Source organism: Commensalibacter sp. Nvir (genome assembly GCF_963921845.1).
Classification (GTDB): Bacteria; Pseudomonadota; Alphaproteobacteria; order Acetobacterales; family Acetobacteraceae; genus Commensalibacter.
Genome location: NZ_CAWUGZ010000057.1, coordinates 1 through 15,178 on the forward strand (window position 1 = coordinate 1; position 15,178 = coordinate 15,178).

The 15,178-nt window shown below is 36.0% G+C and carries 14 protein-coding genes, 1 tRNA gene and 1 riboswitch; of the genes, 6 read left to right on the forward strand and 9 right to left on the reverse strand.

The features are described from left to right. Positions 1-225: 225 nt before the first annotated feature. The 4 genes from AABE15_RS04115 to AABE15_RS04130 all read right to left on the reverse strand — a co-directional run bounded on the left by AABE15_RS04115 (position 226) and on the right by AABE15_RS04130 (position 3,451). Positions 226-639 carry an META domain-containing protein gene (locus tag AABE15_RS04115; protein ID WP_338330012.1) on the reverse strand — a complete coding sequence of 138 codons (414 nt, stop codon included), beginning with the start codon at positions 637-639 and terminating at the stop codon, positions 226-228. Positions 640-729: 90 nt separating this feature from the next. Beyond that, on the reverse strand, positions 730-1,116 hold the full coding sequence (gene crcB, locus AABE15_RS04120) for a fluoride efflux transporter CrcB (protein WP_338330013.1): 387 nt from the start codon (positions 1,114-1,116) through the stop codon (positions 730-732). Between the two features lie 71 nt (positions 1,117-1,187). Next, positions 1,188-1,254, reverse strand: a riboswitch (Fluoride riboswitch). Positions 1,255-1,388: 134 nt separating this feature from the next. After that, complete coding sequence (locus AABE15_RS04125) at positions 1,389-2,933, reverse strand: Do family serine endopeptidase (RefSeq protein ID WP_338330014.1); 1,545 nt, start codon at positions 2,931-2,933, stop codon at positions 1,389-1,391. 86 nt (positions 2,934-3,019) lie between these two features. Next, complete coding sequence (locus AABE15_RS04130; protein ID WP_338330025.1) at positions 3,020-3,451, reverse strand: nucleoside deaminase; 432 nt, start codon at positions 3,449-3,451, stop codon at positions 3,020-3,022. A 227-nt stretch (positions 3,452-3,678) separates the two neighbouring features. Between AABE15_RS04130 and AABE15_RS04135 the strand changes: the two genes are divergently transcribed. Genes AABE15_RS04135 through AABE15_RS04155 form a run of 5 tightly spaced genes read left to right on the forward strand, consistent with a single transcriptional unit; the run spans position 3,679 to position 9,094 of the window. Further along, on the forward strand, positions 3,679-4,428 hold the full coding sequence (locus AABE15_RS04135) for a gamma-glutamyl-gamma-aminobutyrate hydrolase family protein (protein WP_338330015.1): 750 nt from the start codon (positions 3,679-3,681) through the stop codon (positions 4,426-4,428). Further along, positions 4,406-5,179, forward strand: coding sequence for a pseudouridine synthase (locus tag AABE15_RS04140; protein WP_338330016.1), 774 nt, complete (start codon positions 4,406-4,408; stop codon positions 5,177-5,179). The genes AABE15_RS04135 and AABE15_RS04140 overlap by 23 nt, the downstream gene beginning before the upstream one ends. Positions 5,180-5,188: 9 nt before the next feature. Beyond that, positions 5,189-5,749, forward strand: a complete 561-nt coding sequence (rsmD, locus tag AABE15_RS04145; RefSeq protein WP_338330017.1) for a 16S rRNA (guanine(966)-N(2))-methyltransferase RsmD — start codon at positions 5,189-5,191, stop codon at positions 5,747-5,749. A 58-nt stretch (positions 5,750-5,807) separates the two neighbouring features. Continuing rightward, entirely contained in the window at positions 5,808-8,429 is a 2,622-nt protein-coding gene (locus AABE15_RS04150) for a DNA translocase FtsK (RefSeq protein ID WP_338330018.1), read from the forward strand. Continuing rightward, entirely contained in the window at positions 8,426-9,094 is a 669-nt protein-coding gene (locus AABE15_RS04155; protein ID WP_338330019.1) for an RNA pseudouridine synthase, read from the forward strand. Before AABE15_RS04150 ends, AABE15_RS04155 begins: the two co-directional genes overlap by 4 nt. Positions 9,095-9,202: 108 nt before the next feature. Here AABE15_RS04155 and rfbD read toward each other — a convergent pair whose 3' ends face one another. The 4 genes from rfbD to rfbB are packed head-to-tail and all read right to left on the reverse strand — an operon-like array spanning position 9,203 to position 12,619. Then, positions 9,203-10,081, reverse strand: coding sequence for a dTDP-4-dehydrorhamnose reductase (rfbD, locus tag AABE15_RS04160; RefSeq protein WP_338330020.1), 879 nt, complete (start codon positions 10,079-10,081; stop codon positions 9,203-9,205). A gap of 9 nt (positions 10,082-10,090) precedes the next feature. Next, entirely contained in the window at positions 10,091-10,654 is a 564-nt protein-coding gene (rfbC, locus tag AABE15_RS04165) for a dTDP-4-dehydrorhamnose 3,5-epimerase (protein ID WP_338330021.1), read from the reverse strand. A gap of 8 nt (positions 10,655-10,662) precedes the next feature. Then, positions 10,663-11,556, reverse strand: a complete 894-nt coding sequence (rfbA, locus tag AABE15_RS04170; RefSeq protein ID WP_338330022.1) for a glucose-1-phosphate thymidylyltransferase RfbA — start codon at positions 11,554-11,556, stop codon at positions 10,663-10,665. Between the two features lie 10 nt (positions 11,557-11,566). Then, positions 11,567-12,619 carry a dTDP-glucose 4,6-dehydratase gene (gene rfbB, locus AABE15_RS04175; RefSeq protein WP_338330023.1) on the reverse strand — a complete coding sequence of 351 codons (1,053 nt, stop codon included), beginning with the start codon at positions 12,617-12,619 and terminating at the stop codon, positions 11,567-11,569. An 803-nt stretch (positions 12,620-13,422) separates the two neighbouring features. Between rfbB and AABE15_RS04180 the strand changes: the two genes are divergently transcribed. Continuing rightward, the gene (locus AABE15_RS04180) at positions 13,423-14,766 is read left to right on the forward strand and encodes a lipopolysaccharide biosynthesis protein (RefSeq protein WP_338330024.1); all 1,344 of its coding nucleotides are present in this window, start codon (positions 13,423-13,425) and stop codon (positions 14,764-14,766) included. Positions 14,767-14,814: 48 nt separating this feature from the next. Here the strand turns inward: AABE15_RS04180 and AABE15_RS04185 are convergent. Beyond that, positions 14,815-14,890, reverse strand: a tRNA-Lys gene (locus AABE15_RS04185). Positions 14,891-15,178 lie beyond the last annotated feature (288 nt).

Genomic DNA, 15,178 nt, shown 5'->3' on the forward strand with positions numbered 1-15,178 from the left:
GTACATAGCACTCATTTAAAAAAACATGCATTATATAAAAACAAATTGTAACTTTAATTTATCCATTACAAAAGCCTGCAAAATTGGATCGCCCTGTAATAAACTTCCATAACAATAATAATTGTTACTAAAACAAATAAACACAACTTTTAAAATCTAAATTTATATAGCATTCTACGTATTATAATGAACATTATCTAATTAGTCTAAGTTTGAAACAAACTTTTATTTGATAGAACGAGCCATCATTACTACATGTTTTTTTGAATCCAAAAACTTTACTACTTTACCGAGTATTTCATATGAAGAAAGTATCTGCAATCTTTGGAAAAAACGATTATCTTGTTGATTAACATCTTCTGAAAGACATTTGATATTCGATTTTTTTATATCACTAAGAGTTAATTGATTTCCGTTCTGACTAAACCGTCCGACAAATTTATTACATAACCCATTGCCCGTCACTGTATGCGTATAAGGATTAAATTTAATATTTGTGTAGCGCTGTTGCCCCTGATAATCCATAATTAATCCTTTAAATGGGCTTAGGCGTTCAATACGCAACACCGATTCGTCAAAAGGAAAAGACGTATCAAGATTTTGTGCAAGTACAGGCATAAAACAATTTAAACTTACCATTACTATGCCCACAAAAAACCCTATTACTTTATTAAAAAATGTCCTTTTATTTGAAATAATATACCGCACTAGTTAATCCCTTTAACAAACTCAAATAATGCAAGACCTAAGTCCGTATACTGTTAACATGCCTAGTATAGTCAAGGCAATAGAAGCAACCACGTGAATAAAAACTGTCGCTATTGCCCACCCAAACTTTCCTTCTTGCATCAATAATACAACTTCAAGAGAAAAAGAAGAAAATGTTGATAATCCACCCAAAAGCCCTGTAATGATAAATAAACGCCAAGGTATTAAGGAGGGAATTAAGACAAATAAAGCGACAGTAACACCAATGCAATAACCAGCTAAGCAATTGGCAGCTAATGTACCTAAAGGCAAATAAGGGAAAACAGCGTTTAAGGTAAACCCTAACCACCATCGTAACAAACACCCTAAAGATCCACCAATACTGATTAGCATAATTGAATTAAACATACATACCTATCCTGTTTCAAAACCAATTTCATGCTGGACAGGTACAGTTCTACGTCTCGTACAAATGCCAGCTCGACGTAGATATCATCAGCCGCAACCCTGCGACGCTTAAGGAGGAATATCATCTCCTATTTGAATAAGTTAATCCTTATTTAATAGAATTAACTTACCAAATATTTTACTAGATTGTATAAAAATTATAAACATAAGTAAAAAAAATTAGATAATTTTTTACTTATTTTTCAGCTCTAGTTAACCCAAAAAAACAATAGCTAATTTTCATTCTTGGTATCTACGGGAACGAATAAAGATTGGTTGCCTCTTATAATTCTTAATAATACGGTTGTGTCTTTTTTAAGAGCTGATTTTACTGCATTAACAGCAGCATTTGGGTTGTCCACAGCTTGATTATCAACCGATACAATAATATCGCCAAGCTGTAATCCAACTCGATCAGCTGGGGATTCCCTATTTATACCACTAATAACAACGCCTTTTACTTTATCATCGACGCCAATCTGTTGTCTAAGCTCTGGGGTAAGAGGGGAAAGCGCTATTCCAAGATTACTTGGGCTTTTATTTTCTTGCCTTTTATCTTTATTTTCTTCAGCTAGATTGGCTATGGTTACTTTTAATTCTTTAACCGAACCCTCTCGCATGATTTTGAAGTTTGTGCTTGTTCCTGGCACAGTGGCTGCGACACGAACCGCCAGATCACGCGGATTGCTGATTGCTTTTTCATTCATGGATAAGATAACGTCACCTACTTTGATGCCACCCTTTTCAGCAGGACTGTTAGGCGATACCGACGCGATCAACGCACCTTGAGGGGACATATCATGAGCAGTTTCTGGTAATTTTAAAGCTTTAATCATAGAATGAGTTATTTCTTGTGCTGCTACACCAAGATAACCTCTGGTAACGTGACCATTTTTTTCCAATTGACCAATTACATTTTTAACCGTGTTGGAAGGTATTGCAAATCCAATCCCAATAGAACCTCCTGAAGGAGATAAAATTGCAGTATTTACTCCAATTACCTTACCGTCTTGAGAAAAAAGTGGTCCGCCCGAATTACCTCGGTTTATTGGTGCATCAATCTGAATAAATGAATCATAAGGCCCATCCCCAATGTCCCTCCCTCGGGCAGAGACTATACCTGCCGTAACAGTACCACCTAACCCATAGGGATCACCCACAGCAATGACCCATTCTCCTGGTTCAATACCATTAGAATCACCAAGTTGTATAAAAGGAAAAGGTTTTTCAGAGCCAATTTTCAACAAAGCAAGATCTGTTTTGGAATCACGTCCTATAACTTTAGCTTGGAACTTACTACCATCCTGTAAGGACACTGTGATCTTTTTTGCCCCTTTAACCACATGATTATTTGTAACGACAAAACCATCCGGAGAAATAAGAAACCCCGATCCTCTTGCTTCAACGATTTGCTTAGGCATTTGTTGTGGAAACATGAAAAAAGGAAAAGGTCCAAAATTATTATTATCTCCATTATTAAAGTTAGGAAAGCCGTTCATTGGCTCTTCATCGTTACTTAACAGAACTTGTGTAGTAATTGAAACTACAGCAGGTTTAACTTGCTTGACGAGATTAACAAAATTAGGAAGGTTTTGTAATGATGTGACGGGCTTAATTGCACCAGCATGTTCATTTAATAAATCCGCGGCTTGTACGGTGGGACTTAGAAAAGATAAAGCACCTCCAACCAACAAAAGAGCCATAAACTTACATTTCGCGTAAGGAATCAATCGTAAAACTTTGTTTGATTCTTTTCTACAATTAGAAAACTCAATCATTTAACACCTACTGTTCAGTTCAATTCATAAATTTCATTATAAAAACTACTATGGTAAACAATTATGGCAAAATATTAACCAAATGATTATCGTAAATTCGTAAAAAATTCTTTAAGTAACTGTTTATTTACATGCTCTTCTACACCACCAATAATTTCTGGGCGATGTAGGGTTTGTTTACGATTAAAAATACGAGCCCCATGTTCAATACCACCCCCTTTAGGATCATAAGCACCAAAGACAATACGTCCTACTCTATAAAGCATAGCCGCCGAAGCACACAAAGGACAAGGCTCCAAAGTAACAACCAATGTACAATCTTTAAGGTATTTTCTCTTTAATAGTTTGCTCGCTTGTTTAAGCGCAAGTATTTCAGCATGTGCCGTAGGATCCTGCAGTGTTTCAACATAATTATGGGATGAAGCAATAATTTCTTTCGTTGGAGAAAGCACGAGCGCGCCTACAGGAACTTCACCCTTTTCAAGACCCATTCTTGCACATTTGAGCGCTTCTCTCATTTTCCAAGAAAAAAAATAACTTGGATAGGCCAAATGTGTCCCCCATTGTTTAGATGTTTTGAGCTTCATTCAAAATTGATTACAACGCATAAACTATAATCTTTTTTTACTATTATAAACCACTAACAATATTTAAAATTGTTAAGGAAAGAAATTTTGACAAAATCTTTGTCCCTTAATAATGAATAAACACTATATTCTTTTATCTAACGTAGAGTATTAAAATTATGGCTGCCCTATTCTCTCCTCTAATTGGAATTACTCTTAATCAATTTGAAGATTCAAGCGAACATTATTCTTCATACCCTTGGGCTACACTAAGACAAAATTATTTTAATTCAACCAATGAATCTGGTGCTATCCCCGTAGGGTTACCTCTATGCAATCCAAAATATTTACCTCATTTACTGGATAAAATAGACGGTCTAATCATAAGTGGGGAAGATTTTAATTTATCTCTTCAGTCATATACAAAAAATAAAAAATTTATAAAAACTAAAATCAACTCAATACAAACCTCTTTTACGCTACAACTTGTACAACAAGCATGGGAAAGAAACATGCCTGTACTAGGAGTTGCCGAAGGCGCACAATTACTGACACTTTTTTTAGGTGGAAATCTTTACGAGCACTTTTCAAAAAACCAACTAAATTACTTACCACACATGCAAGACTTGCCAGCTTATCAAGGAAGCCATATTATTAAAGTGATACCCAATACTATTTTGTCCTCACTGAGCAAACGTCAATCTTGGATTGTTAATTCTTATCACCAGCAAAATATTAAATCTGTAGGTAAAGGACAAATAAATGCCTTGGCAGAAGATGGTACCATCGAAGGGATCGAAGATCCTTCACGAAAATTTTTCGTAGGCGTACAATGGCACCCTGAATTCTCTATTGAATATCTTGATCGTAAAATTTTTTCAGCTCTTACCTCTAAGGCCAAAGCTTATGCAGAAAGCAAACACAGATAAAAATAATGAAAACCATTTGAAAGGAGAGCGTATAGCCAAATGGTTGGCACGTGCTGGAATTGCTTCTAGACGGCAATCTGAACTACTTATTCAGGAAGGAAAAGTTTCAATCAACCATCAGCAAATTAAACATCCTTCAATATTTGTTCAAGAAAATGATATTGTACAAGTAGAAGGTAAAGTGATTGCTGCTCCTGAACGTACAAGATTATGGCGCTATCACAAACCGGTTGGTGTCATTACTACTCACAAAGATCCTAAAGGTAGAAAAACAGTTTTTGAGTCTTTGCCTGACTCACTACCACGAGTTATTAGTGTGGGGAGGCTCGATTTTAACAGTGAAGGTATTTTACTCCTTACGAACGATGGAAAACTTGCACGTAGGCTTGAACTGCCAAGCAGTCAATGGACAAGAAGGTATCGTGTGAGAGTCTACGGAAAAATCTTGCCTGAACAATTAAAGCGACTGTCTAAAGGGGTCACCATTGAGACAATTCGTTATGCACCAATGACAATCGTTGTCGACTCCCAAAAAGGTGACAATTCCTGGCTCACAGTATCACTACAAGAAGGTCGTAATAGAGAAATTAGAAAAGCAATGCAATTTATTGATCTGCATGTTAATCGTTTAGTACGCGTCGCTTATGGACCATTTCAATTAGGCACACTACCCGTCGGCACAGTTGATGAGGTGCCTTATAAAGTTATTAAAGAACAACTTGGTTTAGACACTACAAAAGCCTTCTCTTGAAATAAATGTATGATGAGAATTATTGCTGGGAAATATAAAGGCACACGTTTACATGCCCCTACAGGTACAACGACCAGACCAACATCAGATCGTGCAAGACAAATTATATTTGATATTATTCTTCACGCGCCTTGGGCAGGCAAATTGTTTATAGAAAATGCTATCGTCTGTGATATGTTCGCCGGCACGGGCGCCCTAGGGCTTGAAGCTCTGTCACGAGGAGCACAAAAAGTTTGTTTTTTTGAAAAAAACGATGATACTCGGCTCTTTTTACAAAAAAATATAAACGTTTGTCGTGCAAATTCAGTAAGCTGCATATACAAGGATAATTTATATATTTCTTCAACAAAAATAAGTTCTGATCTTATTTTTTTGGATCCGCCCTATCAACAGAATCTTATTCCCTTTTCTTTACACAATCTGATGATAAAAGGCTGGATATCTAAAAAAAGTTTAATTATCACTGAAACTTCTACGAGAGAAACGCTCAACCTTGATTTGCCTTTTCATTTACTGAGCGAACGAAAAGTTGGAGCAGCATGGATTAAATTCTGGAAGATAAACGATTAATGATTACCCTAAATTATTTTTTCATTTTAACCCGCATTAGTCGAGTGGATTTGCAGTCGTGATCGGCCCTTACAGAACCAAAAAAAATACAGCTTCTCAATCACAATCGGCCTTCGGAAGAAGACTTACACAACTTTGTGGATGGATATTATGGATTTTTGCCTTATTCTTGGCACTAGCTTTAATAAGTTACAATCCGTCGGATCCTTCTTTTAATACATCCGCTCAGCAAGAACCTACTAACCTTTTAGGGCATACAGGTGCCTGTATCTCTGACTTACTTATTCAATGGGTAGGTATTGCTAGCCTCTATTTTGTTGCTGTTTTTTTAGCTTGGGGTTGGAGTCTTGTTCGACGTCAGCACTTAAGTTGGTTTCTTTTTCGAATATTAGCACTTTTTTGCGCTACCCCTGTTATTGCGTCTGTTATTACAGCTATTCCATTAGCTGTAACTAATCGTAGTATTATTCAATGGCCAAGCCAAGCTGGGTTAGGTGGGTCTATGGGGTTGGTTACTGCCCAAACAGCTTTTGAAGCTGCATACGCTACCTTTGGACCCGCTGGAAAAATTCTTATCTGGTTTTTAGGGCTCATATTTGCCATAATTCTTGTTCCATTATCTATGGGATTAACACGTTACGAATGGCACAGATTAATTCGTTTCTTCAATAAAATTATTAGCGGCTCTTTTTACATTTTATTTCGAAAAAAAAGAAAAAAACCTGATTCAGAGATTTATCAAAACTACAAGTCTTTTTTACCTGAAAATAATTATGATAGATCGTCGTTTCAACCAAGTCATTCCATGCAAATAGACCAAGACTATACTCCGCCCTCTTATCACGAATCTGTTCGAGAAACGACCCTTACTACATACCCTTCAGCAAAAAAACAAGAAGCAAGCTTTTTAGCTCCCGACAATACCCCTGTATTTGATCCAGTGCCCACGAATAATGAGGTCGTAAAAGAAAGATCCATCAACACAATTGCTGTTCTAAAAACAATGAACACCGAACACGATGCCCCTCCCGAAGAACCTATTCCTTATACCAATAACGCAATACCGACACCTTTATCCAAACCGAAAGGAATTTTTTCTTTTTTAAGTAAAACCGATACAAATTCTTCAGCAGAAGTTAATCACCTAACCAAAAATTCGACGTATGAGGGAGCTTCTGGATCTACCTGGTCTTTACCTCCTAGTTCTTTATTGAATCAAAATCTCAATAATATTTCCAATCAACCAACACCAGAAATGTTGCATGCCAACGCTAGAATGTTGGAAACTATTTTAGATGATTATGGTGTTAAGGGATGTATAAAAAATATTCTTTGTGGCCCCGTGGTAACTTTGTATGAGTTAGAACCCGCTCCAGGCATACGCTCTGCACGAGTTGTAGGGCTTTCAGATGATATTGCCCGTTCATTAGCTGTCATTTCTGTGCGAATAGCGACGGTACCTGGTAGAAACGTTATTGGTATTGAAGTACCCAATAATACAAGGGAAGTTATTTATTTTTCCGAAATGATTAACACGGATGCTTGGAACAAATATAATGCTAAGTTATGCCTTGCTTTAGGAAAAAATATTTTTGGTGAGCCCATTTATACCAATTTAGCCAAAATGCCTCATCTCTTGATAGCAGGAACTACAGGTTCGGGAAAATCGGTAGGGGTCAATTCTATGATTTTATCCCTACTTTATCGACTGTCCCCCGACGAATGTCGTTTAATTCTTATTGATCCGAAAATGTTGGAACTTTCTGTTTATGAAGGCATCCCTCACCTTTTAACCCCGGTAGTTACCGACCCACATAAGGCTATTTCTGCTCTAAAGTGGGCAGTAAGAGAAATGGAGAGACGTTATCGCCTTATGTCACAATTAGGCGTAAGGAACATTGATGGGTATAACCTACGTATAAATAGCGCTTCTCATCAAAACAAAATGATGACTAAGCGCATACAAACAGGATTTGACCCAGAAACAGGAAAACCTACGTTTGAAGAGCAACAAATTCCTCTTGAACATTTTTCTTATATCGTCGTTATTATTGACGAAATGGCTGACTTAATGATGGTTGCAGGCAAAGAAATCGAAACCACGGTTCAACGTTTGGCACAAATGGCTCGTGCAGCAGGTATACATGTTATTATGGCTACTCAAAGACCGTCTGTCGATGTCATTACAGGAACCATTAAAGCCAACTTTCCTACACGTATTTCGTTTCAAGTGATCAGTAAGTTTGATAGCCGTACGATACTTGGCGAACAAGGTGCCGAACAATTGCTTGGGCAAGGGGATATGCTCTTTATGCAAGCAGGCGGAAGGATTGCTCGTATTCACGGACCTTTTGTCTCTGACGATGAAGTTGAACAAGTGGTTCAATATCTTCGTAAACAAGGTGAGCCTTCCTATGTAGAGGATGTAACCGCAGAGCCTGAAGAAGACAGTAATTCAAATGATCGTTCAGGAAATAACGCTAGCGATGAGCTTTACAATCAGGCAGTGGCTTTGGTTTTAAAAGAAGGAAAAGCATCCACCTCTTTCATTCAACGTCATTTATCTATCGGTTATAATCGTGCTGCCAAAATCATAGAACAGATGGAAAAAGAACGAATTGTCAGCGCGGCAAATCATGTAGGTAAAAGAGAAATTTTAATCAATAAAGCTTTAGAATGAATTGTACCTCTCTACCTTTCAAAATTATTTACCATGACCTTCATTTTATTATTATCAATAAGCCAGCGGGGATGCCTGTCTACCCAAACCATTGCAAAAAGGAATTCTCTGTTGAAACTTACTTTCCTCTTCTATCAAAAAGAAAAGAAGGCCCCTGGTTAGTTCATAGATTGGATAAAGAGACCTCAGGATGCCTTGTTATCGCATTAAGGAAACAGGCTCTCATTCAAGCTCAAATTTATTTCAAACAAAAGAAAGTAACCAAAATTTATTGGGCAATTGTAAAAGGAAAACCACGAAAACCATTCGGTATCATTGACGTACCCATTTCAAAAGTTACAAAAGGCAAAAATTGGTATATGCAAATAGACCCAAAAGGAAAACCCGCATTAACCAAATGGAAACTTTTAGGAACGGATAACGATGTAAGTTGTTTGGAACTGACCCTAGAAACAGGTAGAACCCACCAAGCAAGAATTCACTGTGCCACAATGGGCCATCCTATTGTCGGTGATAAAATTTATAGTCAATGTAAAGATTACTCAGGATATCATCACTTATTTAATCGTTACATTTGTCTACCTTTTCTTCCTAAAATAGAAGCAACCGCAGCCCCTCCTGCTCATATGCATCCTCTTTTAAAACATTGTTCCGTTTTTTATTAATGCTATAAAAATATAAGTAATTGCCTAAGATTACATTGGAATTAAAATTTATTGTAACGACTCATTAAAACAACATTTACCTCGTAATCAGTGCAACCTAATTTTTCGTTAAGCAGCAAAAACTGTTCCGACAACTTTTTGAACACTTTCACTCCAATGAGGAAATTTTATTCCAAAAATCTGGGCTAATTTATCTGTATTTAATTTTGAATTTTTCGGACGTTTTGCAGGAGTAGGCCATTCATGCGTTTCAACTGATATTATTTTAGGCATAGGTTGACCATATAATTTTGCTTGCTCAAGCGTAAAGCAAGCTAAATCATACCAAGAAGCCTCACCTGTACCCACAGCATGATAAATCCCAGACCATTTATCTTGCCAATCTTTCTGTATTATTTGATTTGCTATTAATTGTATTGAGGACGCTAGATCATCTGAGCACGTAGGATTACCTTTTTGATCTCCGACAACTTTCAGCAACGAATGAGAAGCACCCAATGTAATCATAGACTTAACAAAATTTTTTCCATGAGCAGAGTATACCCATGCAGTTCTTAAAATAATAGTTTTGGGGTGCGCAGCTAAAATAGCTTTTTCTCCTTCTGCTTTGCTTTTACCGTAAACAGTTTGAGGTGAAACAGGATCTGTTTCTAGATAAGGTCCTGTTTTTTTACCGTCGAACACATAGTCCGTAGAAATATGAATTAAAGGCACATCATAAACCGCGCAAAGTTTAGCTAACATAGCTGGACCATCACAATTCAATTGATAAACCTCATCAGAATTCGTTTCGGCCGCATCGACAGCCGTCCATGCTGCGGTATTCACAACTAAAAGCGGTTTTTTTCCTTCAAATACTGTTTTTATAGTATCTGGTTTCGTAAAATCAAACTCCGGACGGCCTATAAAGCAAAATCGCTTATCTTTTAAGGACCTAAGTGAATTAGCCAATTGGCCATTTAATCCACCAACAACCATGATTTTCATATTTTATTCCTAGGCCGCGTATTTAAACCAATTATCAACAACAGAAAAATTTGGATGATTCATATCTTTCTCTGATAGAATAACTTTTTCTATCTCAATGGGCCAATCAATGGCTAACTCTTTACAATCCCAACGTACCGCTTGTTCACTCGCTTTATTATAAAGTCCCGTGCATTTATACTGTACCATTACATTAGGCGTAAGGGTACAAAATCCATGCAAAAATCCAGGAGGAATCCACAGCTGAGACCAATTTTCCTCTGAAAGCTCTGCAGCAACCCATTTTCCAAAAGTCGGAGAGCCCGTACGCGCATCTACAGCAACATCCCAAATCTTTCCTTGACTGCAACGAACTAATTTTCCTTGTTCATAAGGGGCAAGCTGACAGTGCAACCCTCTAATTATATTTTTTTCTATAGAAAAACTTTGATTATCTTGAACAAAAGTGTGATTTATACCTATTTCTTTTAAATATTGAGCGTTATACGTTTCAGAAAAAAAACCTCGACTATCTTTAAAACGCTTTGGCGTTATTATAAACACCTCTGGAATATCTAAACGTTCAACTTTCATTATACACCTTATAAAATATTTTTTTCATTTGCCAATTGAAATAACATCCGACCAAGTTCTGTTTTTTGCATTTTTTGAGCTATTTTTTTTAATTGGGTATTGTCAATAAATCCTTTGCGATACGCTACTTCTTGAGGGGACCCTACCAACATACCTTGACGAGATTGAATAGTTTGTACAAATGTTCCTGCTTGCATTAAACTTTCCGGAATACCCGCATCCAACCAAGCGCAGCCTCTTCCTAAACATTCCACATGCAATTCACCTTCATCTAAATATACTTTATTTACATCTGTAATTTCATACTCGCCTCGAGCAGAAAGCTTAATATTTTTGGCAATTGTACTGACACGGGAATCATAAAAATACAAACCGGTAACCGCCCAATTTGAAATTGGATTTTGAGGCTTTTCTATAATTTCGTTCGCTTGCCCATTCTCGTTAAAAGATACCACACCGTAACGTTCTGGGTCTTTAACTTGATAAGCAAAAACAGTTGCGCCCTGGTTTCTTTTAGAAGCATTTTCCAAGAGATCGCTTAAATGATTGGAAAAAATTAAATTATCCCCTAATACAAGCGCACAGGAAGCACCATCCAACCAATTTTCTGCTAAAATGAACGCTTGTGCAATTCCTTCCGGTTTAGGTTGCACACAATATTCAAATCGAACTCCAATATCCGTACCATCTCCAAGTAATCTTTCAAATTGGGGAGTATCAACAGGTGTCGAAATAACCATGATTTCTTTTATACCTGCTAGCATCAAGGTACTAAGAGGATAATAAATCATAGGTTTATCGTATACAGGTAATAGTTGTTTGCTGGATGCAAGAGTCAAAGGATATAAACGCGTTCCTGAGCCACCTGCCAAAATAATCCCTTTGATCGGTTTTGACTGCATAATTACTTTCCTAATTAAGCCCTAAACGTTTTCCATCGTATGTCATTTTACGGATCTTCTGCCACCAATCACGATGCTCTAAATACCATTGAACAGTTTTATAAACACCTTTTTCAAAATTATGCTTCGCTTGCCATTGAAAATTTTTCTCTGCATAAGTAGGATCAATTTCATATCGGAAATCATGTCCAGGACGATCCGTTACAAACTCAATCAAATGTCCGTATTTTCCTTTTTTACGAGGTTTAAGCTCATCTAACGTAGAGCAAATAGTTTGCACAACCTGTAAATTGGTTCTTGGTTGTCGTGCACCTATGGCATAAGTATCGCCAGGTTTTCCCTGTTCAACAGCTTTAACCAACGCCTCTGCATGGTCTTCGACAAATAACCAATCCCTTACATTTTCTCCTTTTCCATAAACAGGTATTGTTTTTTCTTCTAAAGCATTGATAATGGTCAAAGGAATTAATTTTTCAGGAAAGTGCCAATATCCATAATTGTTCGTCGTATTCGTAACAAAAGTGGGCAAGCCATAAGTATGATACCAAGACCTTACCAAATGGTCAGATCCTGCCTTTGAAGCAGAATAAGGACTTCTGGGGTCGTAAGGCGTTTGCTCATTAAACGGTTTATCACCGGGATGCAATGCACCAAAAACTTCGTCTGTCGAAATATGATGAAAACGAAATTTATCTTTTTCATCCTTAGACAAATTTTTCCAATATTGAAATGCCACGGATAATAACGTGTAAGTACCAACAATATTAGTCTGTATAAAAATTTCAGGACTATCAATAGAACGGTCCACATGAGATTCAGCCGCAAGATGCATAATGGCTTCAGGTCGAAACTGTTCGAAAACGTTCTCTAGAAGCGGCTTATTAAGGATATTTACAATTTGAAATTGATATCTTTTGCTGTGCGATACTTCAACAACACTCTCAAGTGAAGCCGAGTACATTAAGGCATCAATATTCAATACTTGATGCTTTGTATTATATATTATATGTCTTACCACTGCTGAGCCAATAAAACCACACCCGCCGGTAACTAAAATTCTCATATTTTCATATGCCTTAAATAATTTTTTACCTATTGTTTTCGTAACACCGAAATAATAGTCTTAATAGTTTTCGAAAAAGATTTTTAAAAAATTTACAGTAACGTAAATATATACAAAAAAATATAAATAATTTATGAATAATCCAGCAAGTTTTTTTTCTCACTTTAGCAACATTTTTTTGAGAATAAACAAATTTAACTCTTACATATGCTATTACTAGTTTGCATAATAAAACTTATCTTTACAAAAAGATGGAGGTTCTGCTTAATTAAGTAAGCATTTCCAGCGAAAAATATACTCTAATGTCTGCGCAATCTATAATGTTATTAACAAAAACTAAAGATACTGCTTCATATATTCAAAAAGCAAATTACGAATACTTTAAAATGACGTTTAAAAATGCTTTCGCAAAGCAAAAATTAAGAAAATGCCTAAAATTTCCTCTGTCATTATTATTGAAATTTAACGATATCTTAAACATCAATGTTTGGCTAATATCAGAAAAAATTACAAAAACTGCCATTCAATTATTTAGGTAAAGACATTATAGTAACTGTTAAAAAGGTTCAATCCGTACAGCTTGACTTTATACTTTAAATACTTCTAGAGACATTACATTACTCTGTCTTTTTCAATTTCTAATTTATTTATAACTGTATTAGAACAATATCTTTAAGTTGGCGGTGCGTTACAGTTAACAAAAAACTTTCTTAAGTAACTCTTGATTTATCAACATATAATTTTAAACCTTTAATTGAGTGTTACTTTAATATTATCCATTTGCGGTTATCCAGGAATATCGAGTGTCTAGTAAAATTCTTCCTACAAACAGAGGTAGTTTACGTCGTTCCGGACGTAATTTAATAAAACTTTTAGGAGGGAAAGTTATAAACGTTCCTTTAAGTTTGATACAAATCTCTTTGGCAATTCATCTTTTAGGAGACAAAGGGTATGGTTTTTTGATTCTTATCTACTCTTTTACTCAAACTATAGGGGATTTGGCCGAATTTCAATCTTGGCAAACGGTTTTACACTATGGTTTGAAACCCTTCGAAGACAATAATATACCATTATTACAACGTGTTATACGATTTTCTTTCTTTTTAGATCTAGTAAGTTGTGCCTTAGCGCTCACCATTAGCTTTTTTTGTGCCGTTTATTTTAACAACGAATTAGGTTGGCCAAACGAATGGCATTATCTTGGTATTATTTTTAGCTTTACCGTCATGTTTACCACTAGCGCGACATCGAATGGCATTCTAAGATTGCTCAACCGTTATGATCTTATTGCCATTCAAAGTTTAGTCGCCACTCTTGTCCGATTTTGTGGCATAGTCTTCTTAACTCTAGTAGGTGGCGATATAAGAGGTGCTGTTTTAGTATGGATGTTGGCTGCTTTTGCAAATTTTTCTAGTTTTCTTTATTTTGCTCTGACTCAACTTCACAAAAAAAATTTACTTAAAGGTCTATTTACCCATATAAAAGGTGGACTAAGTAAAGATTTACCTGGGATCTGGAAATTTGCTTGGAATACAAATATTAATATGACTTTTTCGTTAGCCTTCAAGCAAATTACAACACTCGTCATTGGTAGCATATTAGGACCAGTTTCTGCTGGACATTACAATATTGCCGGAAAAATTGCCGAAGCAACTGCAAAACCTATTGTGTTGTTGCAATCAACGTTGTACCCCGAAATGGTTCGATCATGGAATAGTAGCAAACCTTCTCACCTCTATAAGATGGCTCTGCAAATAACATTGTTAACAGGAGTAATTACGTCTCTACTTTTTATTGTTCTGCCTTATATTGCATTTCCTTTATTAAAACTATTGCTCCATAAAAATCCTGCTCATGATACACTTACTTTGCTGTATTGGCTGGCAGGAGCAGAACTTATCGGTATTTGGGGTATGTCTTTAGAGCCAATCTTAATAACAACAGGAAATACTTCTGGAGCAATTTATGCAAGAGGAATCACCGTGCTAGTTTTCCTACCTTTATTGTTTTTATTTATTTACCAATGGGAAATGCAAGGGGTTGGACCAGCAGCCATCATTGCCGCGTTCGTCCTTATTTTATTACAATTCTTTTTTATTTTTAAAAATAAATTTTTCAAACACAATCAGTCTAAGCATTTTCTCTAGAAATGCGGAACAAATCCCATCAAATCATTCATAATTTTTTATGAAATATGGTGGGCGCACAAGGGTTCGAACCTTGGGCCCGCTGATTAAGAGTCAGCTGCTCTACCAACTGAGCTATGCGCCCCCACCAATTATCTTTAGCTTTTATCAATAAGAGAAAACAATTACAAGTCAAATAAATATTCGTCATACGGGGTTTAAACATTTTTAAATTTTAATGCGAAATAAATTATTTCTGCCATCAATATATAAAATCGTAAACAAACTGTTACAAAAAATAGACTTAACTTATTTCTTTTAAATCTCGAAATATTAATACCTTCATAGAACATTATTACTAGATTAATATAGGATATAAAAATTATCTGATAAAAAACTAACTTGCTACCTAAAACTTTTTACAATGTTTTAA

Excerpts from the sequence above, each read along its gene's own strand:
- AABE15_RS04115 (WP_338330012.1), bottom strand. The coding sequence starts at position 639 with ATGGTAAGTTTAAATTGTTTTATGCCTGTACTTGCACAAAATCTTGAT.
- crcB (WP_338330013.1), bottom strand. The coding sequence starts at position 1,116 with ATGTTTAATTCAATTATGCTAATCAGTATTGGTGGATCTTTAGGGTGT.
- AABE15_RS04125 (WP_338330014.1), bottom strand. The coding sequence starts at position 2,933 with ATGATTGAGTTTTCTAATTGTAGAAAAGAATCAAACAAAGTTTTACGA.
- AABE15_RS04130 (WP_338330025.1), bottom strand. The coding sequence starts at position 3,451 with ATGAGAGAAGCGCTCAAATGTGCAAGAATGGGTCTTGAAAAGGGTGAA.
- AABE15_RS04135 (WP_338330015.1), top strand. The coding sequence starts at position 3,679 with ATGGCTGCCCTATTCTCTCCTCTAATTGGAATTACTCTTAATCAATTT.
- AABE15_RS04140 (WP_338330016.1), top strand. The coding sequence starts at position 4,406 with ATGCAGAAAGCAAACACAGATAAAAATAATGAAAACCATTTGAAAGGA.
- rsmD (WP_338330017.1), top strand. The coding sequence starts at position 5,189 with ATGATGAGAATTATTGCTGGGAAATATAAAGGCACACGTTTACATGCC.
- AABE15_RS04155 (WP_338330019.1), top strand. The coding sequence starts at position 8,426 with ATGAATTGTACCTCTCTACCTTTCAAAATTATTTACCATGACCTTCAT.
- rfbD (WP_338330020.1), bottom strand. The coding sequence starts at position 10,081 with ATGAAAATCATGGTTGTTGGTGGATTAAATGGCCAATTGGCTAATTCA.
- rfbC (WP_338330021.1), bottom strand. The coding sequence starts at position 10,654 with ATGAAAGTTGAACGTTTAGATATTCCAGAGGTGTTTATAATAACGCCA.
- rfbA (WP_338330022.1), bottom strand. The coding sequence starts at position 11,556 with ATGCAGTCAAAACCGATCAAAGGGATTATTTTGGCAGGTGGCTCAGGA.
- rfbB (WP_338330023.1), bottom strand. The coding sequence starts at position 12,619 with ATGAGAATTTTAGTTACCGGCGGGTGTGGTTTTATTGGCTCAGCAGTG.